At 37.6% G+C, this 13,233-nt stretch carries 13 protein-coding genes; 9 read left to right on the top strand and 4 right to left on the bottom strand.

Annotated features, from left to right (window positions below; translation table 11 throughout):
• Positions 1-542 precede the first annotated feature (542 nt).
• Positions 543-1,103, top strand: a complete 561-nt coding sequence (locus tag F985_RS10245) for a TetR/AcrR family transcriptional regulator (protein WP_004700628.1) — start codon at positions 543-545, stop codon at positions 1,101-1,103.
• Positions 1,104-1,158: 55 nt separating this feature from the next.
• Here F985_RS10245 and F985_RS10250 read toward each other — a convergent pair whose 3' ends face one another.
• Both F985_RS10250 and F985_RS10255 read right to left on the bottom strand, forming a co-directional pair.
• The gene (locus F985_RS10250; protein ID WP_004700629.1) at positions 1,159-2,316 is read right to left on the bottom strand and encodes a hypothetical protein; all 1,158 of its coding nucleotides are present in this window, start codon (positions 2,314-2,316) and stop codon (positions 1,159-1,161) included.
• Positions 2,317-2,561: 245 nt separating this feature from the next.
• On the bottom strand, positions 2,562-3,479 hold the full coding sequence (locus F985_RS10255) for a LysR family transcriptional regulator (RefSeq protein WP_004700630.1): 918 nt from the start codon (positions 3,477-3,479) through the stop codon (positions 2,562-2,564).
• Positions 3,480-3,576: 97 nt separating this feature from the next.
• Between F985_RS10255 and F985_RS10260 the strand changes: the two genes are divergently transcribed.
• From F985_RS10260 to F985_RS10270, 3 genes are all read left to right on the top strand, one after another.
• On the top strand, positions 3,577-4,959 hold the full coding sequence (locus F985_RS10260; protein WP_081401262.1) for an omega-aminotransferase AptA: 1,383 nt from the start codon (positions 3,577-3,579) through the stop codon (positions 4,957-4,959).
• Positions 4,960-5,066: 107 nt separating this feature from the next.
• On the top strand, positions 5,067-6,635 hold the full coding sequence (locus F985_RS10265) for a CoA-acylating methylmalonate-semialdehyde dehydrogenase (protein ID WP_004700637.1): 1,569 nt from the start codon (positions 5,067-5,069) through the stop codon (positions 6,633-6,635).
• A 104-nt stretch (positions 6,636-6,739) separates the two neighbouring features.
• The gene (locus F985_RS10270) at positions 6,740-8,137 is read left to right on the top strand and encodes an amino acid permease (protein ID WP_004700639.1); all 1,398 of its coding nucleotides are present in this window, start codon (positions 6,740-6,742) and stop codon (positions 8,135-8,137) included.
• Between the two features lie 146 nt (positions 8,138-8,283).
• Here F985_RS10270 and F985_RS10275 read toward each other — a convergent pair whose 3' ends face one another.
• Positions 8,284-8,517, bottom strand: coding sequence for a DUF2171 domain-containing protein (locus F985_RS10275; protein ID WP_004700640.1), 234 nt, complete (start codon positions 8,515-8,517; stop codon positions 8,284-8,286).
• Positions 8,518-8,817: 300 nt separating this feature from the next.
• Here F985_RS10275 and F985_RS10280 point away from each other — a divergent pair, with 300 nt between their 5' ends.
• The 5 genes from F985_RS10280 (at position 8,818) to F985_RS10300 (ending at position 12,651) form a co-directional block, all read left to right on the top strand.
• A complete protein-coding gene (locus F985_RS10280) occupies positions 8,818-9,792 on the top strand; it encodes an acyl-CoA dehydrogenase family protein (RefSeq protein ID WP_025469099.1) in 975 nt (324 codons plus the stop codon).
• Entirely contained in the window at positions 9,780-10,574 is a 795-nt protein-coding gene (locus F985_RS10285) for a PIG-L deacetylase family protein (protein ID WP_004700644.1), read from the top strand. Before F985_RS10280 ends, F985_RS10285 begins: the two co-directional genes overlap by 13 nt.
• A complete protein-coding gene (locus F985_RS10290) occupies positions 10,549-11,148 on the top strand; it encodes a class I SAM-dependent methyltransferase (protein ID WP_004700645.1) in 600 nt (199 codons plus the stop codon). Before F985_RS10285 ends, F985_RS10290 begins: the two co-directional genes overlap by 26 nt.
• Positions 11,145-11,789, top strand: coding sequence for a glycosyltransferase family 2 protein (locus tag F985_RS10295; protein ID WP_004700646.1), 645 nt, complete (start codon positions 11,145-11,147; stop codon positions 11,787-11,789). Before F985_RS10290 ends, F985_RS10295 begins: the two co-directional genes overlap by 4 nt.
• A 391-nt stretch (positions 11,790-12,180) precedes the next feature.
• Positions 12,181-12,651 (top strand): AnBLUF65 family BLUF photoreceptors, encoded by a 471-nt coding sequence (locus tag F985_RS10300; protein WP_004700647.1) that lies wholly within the window; start codon positions 12,181-12,183, stop codon positions 12,649-12,651.
• Here F985_RS10300 and F985_RS25665 read toward each other — a convergent pair.
• Positions 12,648-12,974 (bottom strand): hypothetical protein, encoded by a 327-nt coding sequence (locus F985_RS25665; RefSeq protein WP_004700649.1) that lies wholly within the window; start codon positions 12,972-12,974, stop codon positions 12,648-12,650. The genes F985_RS10300 and F985_RS25665 overlap by 4 nt on opposite strands.
• Positions 12,975-13,233: the final 259 nt, after the last annotated feature.

A 13,233-nucleotide genomic window follows, 5' to 3' on the forward strand; every position in this document is an offset into this window, starting at 1 on the left:
TGTCTGATTTATTTTAAAACAGTTGTCACTTTTTGTGCTTGACGATAAATAGAGTGACTATTATTCTTTGCGTGCTGGCCTACATTGCCAGTCGGTTGTCGCAGACCGAATCAAACGAGCATTAAAAGATTCTTCTTTTAGTGTGTACACCCTCGTGCCCCCTCTACGGTGGAACGGAGGGGGACACCTTTGGGTGTGCTGGCCTCGTTTGACCAGTCTGCGAACCCCCTTCGTTCTGCCACCATAATTTTAATGTCTGGCAGAACTCCCAATAAAAAGGAGTTGGCTTTGTACATTCATTATTTCTTGGCAGCCTTTGCCAAAAGCTATAACAACACAACTTAGTTTATTAACGAGTTTGATCGCCATTGGGTTTATCAAGCTTTAAATCATCACGACCAAAAACTTAGCAACTATAAAACTCGAGATGTGCTAAGCACAGTCTTTATGGGTTTTGCTGTGCCTTTTTTTCTCCCAGAAAGGGCACAGATTTTTTTAACTCACTTATATACAACAAAAATTTATTTTATAACGGTAAAACTATGCCAAATTTAACACTCCCAACACGTGCTTTAAATGTTGTAAAAAAAGGGATTCATCTTTTCCATCATGGTGGATTTCACACAGTTGGCGTCGACAAGATTGTGAGGGAAACAGAAGTCACAAAAATGACGTTTTATAATTATTTTCACTCTAAACAGCGCTTTATTGAAATCTGTTTAATCGTGCAAAAAGAACGTCTTCAAGAACAAGTGATTGAAATGGTCGAATATGACCACGCTACAAGTACACTAGATAAACTTAAGAAGCTGTACTTTTTACATAGCGATATAGAAGGGCCATATTACTTATTATTTAAGGCCATTTTTGAAACAAAAATTAGCTATCCAAACGCTTTTCAGACCGCAGTGAGATATAGAATGTGGCTTATCAATGAAATTTATAGCCATCTCAGACAGTTAAAAACCGATGCAACATTTAATGAGGCCAGACTCTTTTTATATGTGATTGAAGGCACGATTATTCAATTGTTAGATAACTGCAATGTGGCTGAAACAGAGAAGGTACTGGATTATTTTTTACTAAAGCTTGGTGTGGTTTAGATAAATATCCCAAAGTACATGGGCAAGGTACTTTGGGATATACAGGTCTTAAATTTTACTTATAGTAAGTTTGGATTTGGGCAGCAAGAAAGTCATAACTCGCTTTATTGTATAAAGCAAATTTTCCTTTTGTTTCATAGTTAGTGGTCGACATAATTGCTGGTTCACCGTATGTTTCAGAAACAACATTACCTTTAACTTGCCATTCACCATCGTAAATTTTGCCATTCATTTCAATAGCAGGGTCTTTACCACCCGAATAAATTTGGTTTCCTGCACTGTCTACAGAGTAAGTCACATTGTAGCCAGCAACAGTATCAAATTTATAGTTGGCCTTTGGATAAAGAGCTTGTTGCCATTCAGCTACGGTTTTGAAACTAGTGAGTGAGCTATCAAAGAAATAAAATTCGGTATTGTTATAAACAACAGACTTCGGTACATAAACAAAAGAACCACTTGGGAAAGTCGCATTACTATTCAATAAGCTCGTAAAAGCTGTTTGATTATTTTTAAGTGTTCCAGCAAAGCGATTACTCATATATAAGTAGTCTATATTTTCTGGTCGACTTGTTAAAATATTTGATGGGAAAATGTCAGATATTTTTTTACCTGAAACATCAATTTTTTCGTAGTCGTAACTCACATTATCTGAATTTAAACTACAACTATCATTAAATTGAGCAGTCGTAATTTGTGAGCCTTGGGATGCAACGACATAACCTAAAGGCCAACCATTATTTTGCTTTTGGTATGTCTTTTTAGTGAAAAGACCGAAAGAGTTAAGGTCATAACTTTGGACGATATCTTCAGCCAAACTACTTTCAATTTCATCAGCAGTTATATTGTAAAGTGCTTTTGGATAAGCATATAACATTTGATCATTTCTTTTAATTTCATATGCATAAAGTTGTGGAATTGAAGTTGGAGGATTTCCTGAAGAAATTTCCTTAAATCTATAATTTAAAGAATATAGCGTTTCATCAAAAATTGTATTGGTTGAAAGCGTAGAATTTAAGAGAATACCTCTATCACACTTTAGACTATTTACATTTTGAGTAGATTGCCCTTGAGCTTGCGATGATACATTTTGAGTAGATTGTTCCTGAGCTTGTGATGATACATTTTCAGTATTATTAGAGCTTGAACTACCTCCACCGCACCCCGTTAACATAATAAATGAAATAGAAACTGCTAAAGTTGAAATTTTTTTCATGAATAAACCTTAAGTATTTATGTTTACTTTGCGGGCGTGATTATATATTTTTTATTTATTAAAAACAGACTGTTAAGTTGTATTTGTTAAATATTAAATATATTTAAATATACTGCATAGTCATTTTTACCTAAAAAGCCCCTATGGAGCTTTAGTTTTGTAAATTTTTATTGTGAAGTTTTTATAAATAAAAAGGCTTGTTATTTATAAATAATCTACATTCTTATATCTATATATAAATATTTTTAATCACTGCTGATTCTTTTCTCAAGCATATCTACAAATGTTTTTAAAATATTATTGTGGTTCTTACCCTTATGAGTAATTAAACATATAGGGGTACTATAGTGCATTTTATCTTTTAAAACAGGTTGCATCACACCATCTTCAACCCATTTTTTTGCATAGTGGTCGGGTAAAAAACCTAAAAATTTTCCGGTTAAAATCAGAAAGGCAATACCTTCGCGGTCACTAGCGGTGGCTTTACAATCTAAAAGCTGATGTAACTTTGCTGCTTCCGATGTAATCGCATAATTAGGAAGAATGGCTTGCCATTTTTTTAATTCATTTAAATTGATGTTGCTACAGTGGTTAAATAAAGGATGGTTTTTGCCGCAATATAAAAATGAACTTTCACTATATAAATCGAAATAGTCTAAACCAGACAAAGCCGTCACAAGAGGAATAACACCCGCATGCAATCGATTATCGAGTACACGGCACTCAATATCTGACAAAGTGCTCATACTAATATTAATAATAACTTCGGCATGCTCTTCGGCAAGTTGAGTCAAGGTGTTGGTGATATAGCCTCTAGGCATAGTCACAAGGTTGTTAATAATGCCGATATTAAACTCACCCTTGAGGCGATTATGCATTTGGTTGACTTTAGAGCGGAAGTCTTCAATTGCTGCTGTGAGCACTTCAATATATTCTAAAATTTCCCGTCCTTCATCGGTGAGGGCAAATCCAGCACAGCCTCGCTGACATAGTCGAATCCCCAGACGATTTTCTAAATCACTCATATGCAAACTAATTGCAGAGCGGCTAATACCTAAAATACTTTCGGCAGATGTAAAGCTGTGACAGTCGCAAACCGTTTTAAATATTTTGAGAAGTTTTATATCAAAATCAGTGACTTGATTTAATTTTTTAGGTTTCATTTAGTTTTGTTTTTTTAAATCTAAACTCAAGATAATTTGAATTTATCAAACTTATGTCGCTATGTACACTCAAACCATAATTTGAAAATAAACAGGAATGGTTATGTTTGATACGGATAAATTTAGCGACTCTGAGCATACTTTAGATGCGGTTCAACCTAATAATAATATGCATATAAATTATCAGGCACACTGGATGCCTTTCTCTGCAAATCGAAACTTTGCTAAAGACCCGCGCATGATCGTCGGTGCAAAAGGGTCATACCTGATTGATGATTCTGGCCGTGAAATTTATGACTCACTTTCGGGCTTATGGACGTGTGGTGCAGGTCATACCTTGCCTGAAATTCAACAAGCGGTGAGCGCTCAGTTAGGTCAGCTCGACTACTCACCAGCTTTTCAGTTTGGTCATCCACTTTCTTTTAAGCTGGCAGATAAAATTGTTCAGCATATGCCTGAAAAACTACAACACGTTTTCTTTACCAACTCAGGTTCGGAGTCGGCAGATACGTCTATAAAAATGGCACGTGCGTATTGGCGTATTAAAGGTAAACCAAGCAAAACCAAATTGATTGGTCGTGCCCGTGGCTACCATGGGGTAAACGTTGCGGGAACAAGTCTAGGTGGGATTGGCGGCAACCGTAAAATGTTTGGTCAACTTATGGATGTAGACCATTTACCGCATACCTTACAGCCGAATTTAACTTTTACCAAAGGCTGTGCAGAAACAGGCGGTGTAGAACTTGCCAATGAAATGCTTAAGTTAATTGAGCTACACGATGCTTCAAATATTGCAGCCGTCATTGTAGAGCCTATTTCTGGCTCGGCAGGTTGTATTGTGCCGCCAACGGGTTATTTACAACGTTTAAGAGAGATCTGTGATCAGCATGACATCTTGTTAATTTTTGATGAGGTGATTACAGGTTTTGGCCGTTTAGGAACGTGGACGGGGGCGGAATATTTCGGAGTTACGCCAGATATTTTGAACTTTGCTAAACAAGTCACCAACGGTGCCATTCCTTTAGGTGGTGTGGTGGCTAGCCATGAAATTTACTCTGCCTTTATGCAGCAAGACTTACCAGAACACGCCATTGAATTTACTCACGGCTATACCTATTCGGCACATCCGGTTGCTTGTGCGGCTGCTTTAGCTGCGCTTGAAGTTTTAGAAAAGAAAAACCTGTTAGCTCAATCTGCGGCGTTGGCTCCAAGTTTTGAAAAAATGCTACACGGTTTAAAAGGCGCACCGCACATTTTAGACATACGTAACTGTGGCTTGATTGGAGCTTTGCAGTTAGCTCCGCGTGATGGCGATGCCACCATTCGAGGTTTTGAGCTTGGTATGAAACTCTGGAAAGAAGGTTTCTATGTTCGCTTTGGGGGTGACACGCTTCAGTTCGGTCCAATGTTTAACAGCACTGAGGCTGATATTGACCGCTTAATGAATGCCGTGGGCGATGCGCTTTATCAAGTGAAATAAGGCTTAGAGACATTTCATGAGCATCTATAACGGTAATAGATGCTCTTTAGAAACCAGATGAAAAAGCAGTTTGATCTGAAAATTAATTGTAGTAAGGAGTAACAACAATGACAAATGGCCTAGAAGATTTTAGCTATGACGAAGTTTCAACTGAAAATAGTACGCATAGTGAACAAGCCAAAAAAGTGCTAGGGCATTTCATTCAAGGACGAATTGTATCTAAAACGGCAAGAAAACAGCCAGTTTACAATCCTGCGACGGGTGAAATTAGTAAAGAAGTCGAAATTGCAGATGCTCAAACGGTAAATGAAGCCGTTCAGGTAGCCGAGCAAGCATTTCCTGCATGGCGTGATACACCAGTTATTAAACGTGCACGTGTTATGTTCAAGTTCAAACAATTACTAGAACAAAATGCCGAAAAGATTTGCGCTTTGATTGGGCAAGAGCACGGTAAAATTTCTCATGATGCTCAAGGTGAATTGCAACGTGGTATAGAAAATGTTGAATATGCTTGCGGTGCACCAGAGCTTTTAAAAGGGGAGTTTTCAAAAAATGTCGGTCCAGATATCGACTCATGGAGCGAGTTCCAACCGTTAGGTGTTGTCGCTGGTATTACGCCATTTAACTTCCCAGCTATGGTCGCTTTATGGATGTTCCCAATGGCACTAGTCTGCGGTAACTGCTTTATTTTAAAGCCGTCTGAAAAAGCACCTTCTGTGGTTTTATACCTTGCAGAACTATTAAAACAAGCAGGTTTACCTGATGGCGTATTTAATGTGGTGAATGGTGACAAAGAAGCGGTAGATGCTTTATTGCATCATCCTCGTATTCAGGCAGTTAGCTTTGTAGGTTCAACACCAATTGCTGAATATATTTACCGTACCGCAACTTCAACAGGTAAACGTTGCCAAGCATTAGGCGGTGCAAAAAACCATGCGATTATCATGCCTGACGCCGATATTGATAACGTGGTGACTTCATTGTTAGGTGCAGCTTTTGGCTCTTCGGGCGAACGTTGTATGGCACTTTCGGTTGCTGTTGCCATTGGTAATGAAGTTGCCGATGTTGTGATTGATAAACTGACTCAAGAAATGAAAAAATTGAAGTTCGGTAACTATGCAGATGCAAGCAATGACTTTGGGCCACTGATTACCCAAGCACATAAAGACAAAGTGCAGGCTTATATACAAAGTGCAGAGCAGCAAGGCGCAAAAATTGTGGTAGATGGCCGTGATGCAAAACCTGCAGGCTATGAAAAAGGTTTCTTTGTTGGGCCAACTTTAATTGACCAAGTCACACCAAACATGACCAGTTACCAGCAAGAGATTTTTGGTCCTGTGTTGCAAGTTATGCGTGTGAATAGCATGCAAGAAGCGATGCAGCTGATTAATGACCACGAATATGGCAACGGTACTTGTATCTATACCCGTGATGGTGAGGCAGCGCGCTATTTTAGCAGTCATATTCAAGTGGGTATGGTCGGTATTAATGTGCCTTTACCAGTACCTGTGGCTTACCACAGCTTTGGTGGCTGGAAACGTTCGTTGTTTGGTGATTTACATGCATATGGTCCAGATGGTGTCCGTTTCTACACACGCCGTAAAACCATTACTCAACGTTGGCCATCGGCTCAAGTCCGTGAAGCAAAGCAATTTTCAATGCCGACTTTAAATTAATAATTACCACAAGGGGAAAACATGAGGTTTTCCCTTTTTCATGACTGTAGGATTTTAAACATGTAATAGATTGTTTTGATGGATATATTTTTAAGGAATGAAATATGAATAATGATAGAACAAAAAAATTAGGCGAAGGACTTTCAAATCGCCATATCACAATGATTAGTATTGGCGGTGTTATTGGTGCAGGTTTATTTGTCGGTTCATCTTCTGCAATTGCCAAGGCAGGCCCCGCAGTTATTCTTGCTTACCTGATTACCAGTATTATGGTCTTTCTAGTGATGCGTATGTTAGGTGAAATGGCCGTTTTAGAGCCGGACACTGGTTCATTTTCTACCTATGCCCGTAAAGCAATTGGCCCGTGGGCAGGCTTTACCATTGGTTGGTTATATTGGTGGTTTTGGGTACTCGCGATTCCGGTCGAAGCCATTGCTGGTGCTGAAATTTTACATTCGTGGTTTCCGAGCGTTTCGGTTTCTATCTATGCGTTTTGCTTTATTGTGTTCCTAAGCTTGGCCAACTTTTTTAGTACCAAAAGTTTTGGTGAGTTTGAGTTCTGGTTTTCTTTAGTCAAAGTCCTTGCCATTATTGGGTTTATCATTATTGGTATTTTGGCAATTTCAGGTGTTTGGCCTTTAGCTAAAAATGTCAGCGGCGTTGCCAATTTATACAATAACGCAGGTTTTATGCCGCACGGTATGGGAGGTGTTTTATCTGCCATTTTAATTACGGCATTTTCATTTTTTGGGGTAGAAATTGTTTCCATTGCCGCAGCCGAGTCATCAAACCCTAAACAGAAAATTAGACGTGCCACCAACTTGGTGCTGTACCGTATTATTCTTTTCTTTGTGGTTTCAATGTTTATTGCCGTTTCGCTGGTCGATTGGCGTTCACCAGACTTACAGAAATACGGGACATTCCAATACGTTTTAATGAGTTTAAACGTACCGGGCACGAAACTCATCATTGATACGGTCGTATTTATCGCCGTGGCGAGTTGTATGAATGCTGCAATTTATACGTCTTCTCGTATGTTATTTCGTTTAGGCACACGTAATGAAGCGCCACAGGCCGTCACTAAGGTGAATTATGCCGGTGTGCCTGCCATTGCAGTGTTCGCTTCAACCTTTATTGGGCTGGTGTGCTGTGTTATTAACTATGTATTCCCAGGAAAAATTTTTGGCCTATTGCTCTCAAGCACAGGGTCAATTGCGTTGCTGGTGTACTTGGTTATTGCGTTCTCACAGTTACGTTTAAGACATAAGCTAGAGGCAGTTGGAGCGGAAGTTCCATTTAAAATGTGGTTATTTCCATGGCTGACTTGGTTTGTGATTATCATTATTTTAAGTGTGCTCGCTTATATGTTCTTATCACCTGCATATAGTTATGAAACAACTTTATCTTTAGGTGTGACTTTGGCTGTGGTGGTTTGCGGATTGGTTGTGACCCGAAAGCGTAAAGTAACTAGCTCGGTTGCCATAAATCAGAGTAATTTATAAAAATATTAAATAAAATTTTAATGGTATAAATAAAAAGCTCCTTAATGAAAAAGGAGCTTTTTATTTTTTAAGTCTGATATTTTTATTTTAGTTGTTATTTATATTTTAAATAGGCGGCAGAGTTATAAAATAACTCAGCCAGAGACTTAAATCGCTTGCCAGTTGTCTTTAACTTCTTGTGAATTTTTATTTAAAATCACTTGATCATCTTTTACCTCACCAATCCAAGACGTTGGAATAAGGTGATGTTGATCGTTTTCATCACGAGTAAGTTTTAACTGGTTTTCACCTTCAAGGTGATCGACAGTTCCTACTTTTGTGCCACAAGAAGCAATAACGTCGGCATGTTTTTTAATATCATTAATATTTAAAGTATTCATTTTTTGACCTCTTCTTTGGAAATAGAAAAACCGTAGAAACTAAATTACTGGATAAAATCGGAGAAATCTTTGTTTTTTAATAAACCTTACATGATTATTTTATAATTTCACTTAAGCAATATACTTAAATAACAATGAAATAAAAAGAAATATTCATTTAATAAAGATTGTATAAAATATCTTTTTATTACATTTTATATCTTTAAATAAACAGAATTATTTCGATATGTTTAAGTGAATACTTTTGAATAATTATTTGTAATGAATATTAAAATATCTATAAATATGAAAATCTTGAGTATGTTGAATGAGTTTGAAGATACTCATGCTGAAAACAAAAGTCAGCTACGCCAAGATTTACTATACAAATTGGTAGATTTGGCTAAAAATTTACCCTATCCCGCATCAGGTCAAACCTATCAGCGGTGGCAAATGTTTGCTCAAATTGCAGGGTACGACTTAAGTCTTGCTAAATTATTTGAGTCGCATTGTGATGCTTTAAGTATTTTAAAAGAACTGGGTTATCAAGCTGAAATAGACGACCAAACTTGGGCTGTATGGGCAGCAGAGGGTGGGCCTGTACCCATACAAGTAGAGAACAATCACTGTAGCGGTATCAAAACGTGGTGTTCAGGTGCTGAGTTTATTCAAAAAGCCTTAATGAGCTATAAGGATAAACAAGGCCAAGCACAGCTTTGTATTGTTGAACTTGCTCATCCTTCGGTTCAGGTTGACCTCAGCCACTGGCAAGCAGTAGGCATGTGGGGAACTCAAACAGCCCAAGTACATTTTGATAATACTCCCGTTACTGTTACAGGTCAGCCAAATCGCTATTTGGAGCGTCCCGGATTTTGGCATGGTGCCGCTGGTGTCGCTGCGTGTTGGTATGGTGCGGCGGTACGCTTAGTTGGCTTTCTACATGAAAGCTGCGAACTTAATCCAAACGCATTTAAAAAAATGTATTTAGGAGAGCTAGCTCAACAGCTTTCTGTAACCAAACAGTATTTTCAATATATTGCCAAGCTTATAGATGACGAGCCTATGCTCAGCCATGAGCGTGAAATCCGTATATTACGTGCCCAAACAGAACAATGCTGCCAGAGTGTTATTCAACTCGTTGGCAAAGCTTTAGGTGCACGCCCTTATTGTGAAGAAGCTATATTTTCTCAGCTCATTGCTGATTTGCCCGTCTTTATTCGACAGAGCCATGCAGCTTTTGACTATGAGTGTATTGCAGAACTCTGTTTGTCGGAGAAAAGCTTATGGGAACTTTAACGCATCCCTTGGTCGAGGACCGCGTGATTTCAGGTGAAGGGACACCGAAGTTCAGATGGCTAGAGGCATTTAAAAAGCATCCTTTAGATGGGCTGAATTTACAGTTATTTCAATCTAAACGAGTGGTGATTGTTGCGCCGCATCCCGATGACGAAGTGCTGGGTTGCGGTGGTTTAATGCAACAGCTAGTCAAAGAAAACTGCCACATTATTATTGTGGCGGTCAGTAATGGCACGCAAAGCCATCCTCATTCAACAAAATACAGCCCAGACCAATTAAACGATTTACGACCACAAGAAACTTTAGCTGCTTTGGATAGTCTAGGTGTGTCAGATCATTCTGAACGAATTGCTTTAAATCTTATGGATGGTCAGATTCATTTGCAGACTCATCAGTTGAATCAAGCGCTCAGCAGAATCGTTCAGCCCGAGGATATTTTAATTTGTAGCTATGAATTTGATGGTCATCCTGACCACGAAGCCGTCGGAAAAACGGTACAGGCCTTTGCAAAAACTCATCAGTTACTCTGTCTACATGTATTGATTTGGGCATGGCATTGGGCAGAGCCTTTAGACCCACGGATTGATTGGTCCAAAGCAAAAGCTTATGCCCTAACGGAAAATCAGTTAATTAAAAAACATCAAGCGCTTATGCAATTTAAAACCCAAATTGAAGCCGATGAAAGCACAGGCAATTCCGCCGTTTTATCTTCAAGTGCAATTCGCCGGCTTTTAATGCCTTATGAGGTATATCTGAGTGACTCATTCTCGTATGTATTTTGAGGAGTTGTATCGTACTAATAATGATCCGTGGGGCTATGATTATCACTGGTATGAAGCCCGTAAAAGACAAATCTGTCTTGCATTATTAACACGACCACACTATCAAAATGTTTTGGAAATTGGCTGTTCAAATGGGCATTTAAGTGTTCATTTGGCAAAACGTGCGGCTCATCTTTTATGTATTGATGTATCTGAACACGCCGTTCATTTAGCGACTCAGCGCTTACAATCATTTGAACATGTAACTGTAGAAAATAGAAAAATCCCTGAAGAGTTGTACGAACAAAAATTTGACCTGATTGTGATTAGTGAAGTGGCGTATTACCTCACATGTGATGAGTTAGATGAGTTTATTAAAAAATTAAAGGATGCATTAAAGCCAGAAGGGGAAATTCTTTGTTGCCATTGGCGACACGATATTCAAGATTTTGAATTGAATGCTCAGCAAGTTCACCAAAGCTTTCAGCAATATTTTCCATTTCATCACTATTTAAGCCTAAACGATCCAGATTTTATGGTTGATGTTTGGACGGTTAGCACATCATCCATAGCTCAGCGAGAACAATTACGATGAAAATAGGTGTGGTAGTTCCAGCGCATAACGAAGAGCAATATTTGTCTGCCTGTTTACATTCGATTCAGGTTGCAATTGAAAGAGTTCCACATGAACAAATCGAGGTCATGGTTGTACTAGATAGCTGTACAGATATGTCGCGTTTAGTTGTACAGCGTTACGCAGTAAATTGGATTGAATGTGATTATAAATGCGTTGGCAAGGCTCGGGATTTAGGTATTCGCCAACTCATTCAAAATGGAGCGAGCTGGATTGCCTGTACAGATGCCGACACTGTTGTTAGTTCAGACTGGTTCAGTTGTCAAATTCGGCATCAACCTACCGATGCAATTTGCGGTATTGTCACTTTAGATGATTTGAGTCATTTATCGGCTCAAAAACAAAAAAAGTATTTGTCACATTATCAAGATTGTATGGATCATCATCATATTCATGGTGCAAATTTAAGTTTTAGTGCTGCTGCTTATATGCAAGTGGGCGGTTTTGAGTCGATCCCATGTCATGAGGATGTTTCACTGATTGAGAAACTGACTAGACATTGCTGCAATATTACTTGGAGTAATTTAGTGCGTGTAACGACTAGCAGTCGCTTGGAAGGCAGGGCACCTCAAGGTTTATCAATTTTTTTAGAAAATCTTTAATTATGATAATTTTATTAAGTTTATTTTAATAATTGCTTTTTAATCTTAATATATATCCTCTGTTACACCGATTGTTTTAGTGTTCATTGCGTTACATCTTTTGCCACATCACCCGATGTGGTTTTTTTTATTAAAAAATAACTATACTGCGACATGTAATGTTCAAACAACTCAACAACCGTACTCTATATTTAGCACGATAAAACAAAAAATCTAGTACTAGGGATTTAATACATTTTTTAGTCTTGAGAGTTTGAGCGAGATTTGGACTTTTTATGAAAATACCTAAAGTTATGATTTTTATAAGAAAGAAATATAAAGTAATTCTAAGAAAGGTGTGTTAATTTGAAAATTCAATTAGTAATGAAATTTTAAATTTCACGGAAGTCTTATGAACGTTCGACTGTGTTATGCCAGCCAACGAAACGAAAAAAATGAAGATTTGCTACAAGATTTGCGTGATATCCTGACTGAAGCTCGTGATTTCAATGATTTAAACGAGATTTGTGGGGTACTTTATTATGCCGATAATGCATTTTTTCAATGTTTAGAAGGCGAACAAGAGGTGGTAGAGCAATTATTTGAAAAGATCCAAAAAGATGAAAGACACTACAATGTTAAATGGTTATGCACATATTCCATCGACCAAAACGCTTTTCAACGTTGGTCAATGAAATATGTACAACGTAATACAAATATTGAGGCTTTCTTTCTTAAGATGGGAGAAAATACCTTTAACCCAATTTCGCTAGATCAACAAAATCTCAAAAACTTTTTAAATGAATTGTTAGTTGCAGAGCAAACTAAGGTTAATACAGATAAGAAAGTTGGAATGGTCAATCGGGGAGTAAACCCATTTTAACTATTAGATGCGATACCGATATGAATGTTCTTGAGCTTAGGTACTAGTTTCGTCATTACGAGATAAACAATAACCGAAGTCGCGAGCATCCATATCACTTCTAAACTTTGACTAATCACAAACATTGCCCAATAGAAAAAACTAAATAGAGCAATACATAGACCGCTACCTTTGTAATACCATGTAATAAATATTCCAAACAGAGCCGAAGAAATGAGTAGGTTTAAGGTTTCATTCATTCCAAGATAGTTAAAAAGAATAATCATTAAGCATAAAGCTAACATTGATAGTAAATATACAAATATATTTTTTGCGATAAACATTTTCTATATCCTATCTGAAGAATTAAAAGGTATCTTTCCTCTGTTTCCAGAGGAAAGATAGTACATATTAATTTTTGAGATTCTTTTTCTACTATTGAGAGTTTTTATATTAATAAAGATGACTTTATCATTTTCTCCAGATCTCTTTATTAATATTCAGCTTTCTATTTAATAGTAAAGAGTGCTTATATGTACTGAAATTAATTATAGGAAAAACAATCGCTTGTGTTGTAAGATTTAGCTTACATGTTTGTGAGAT

The sequence above is a fragment of the Acinetobacter seifertii genome, from assembly GCF_000368065.1.
GTDB classification, from domain to species: Bacteria; Pseudomonadota; Gammaproteobacteria; order Pseudomonadales; family Moraxellaceae; genus Acinetobacter; species Acinetobacter seifertii.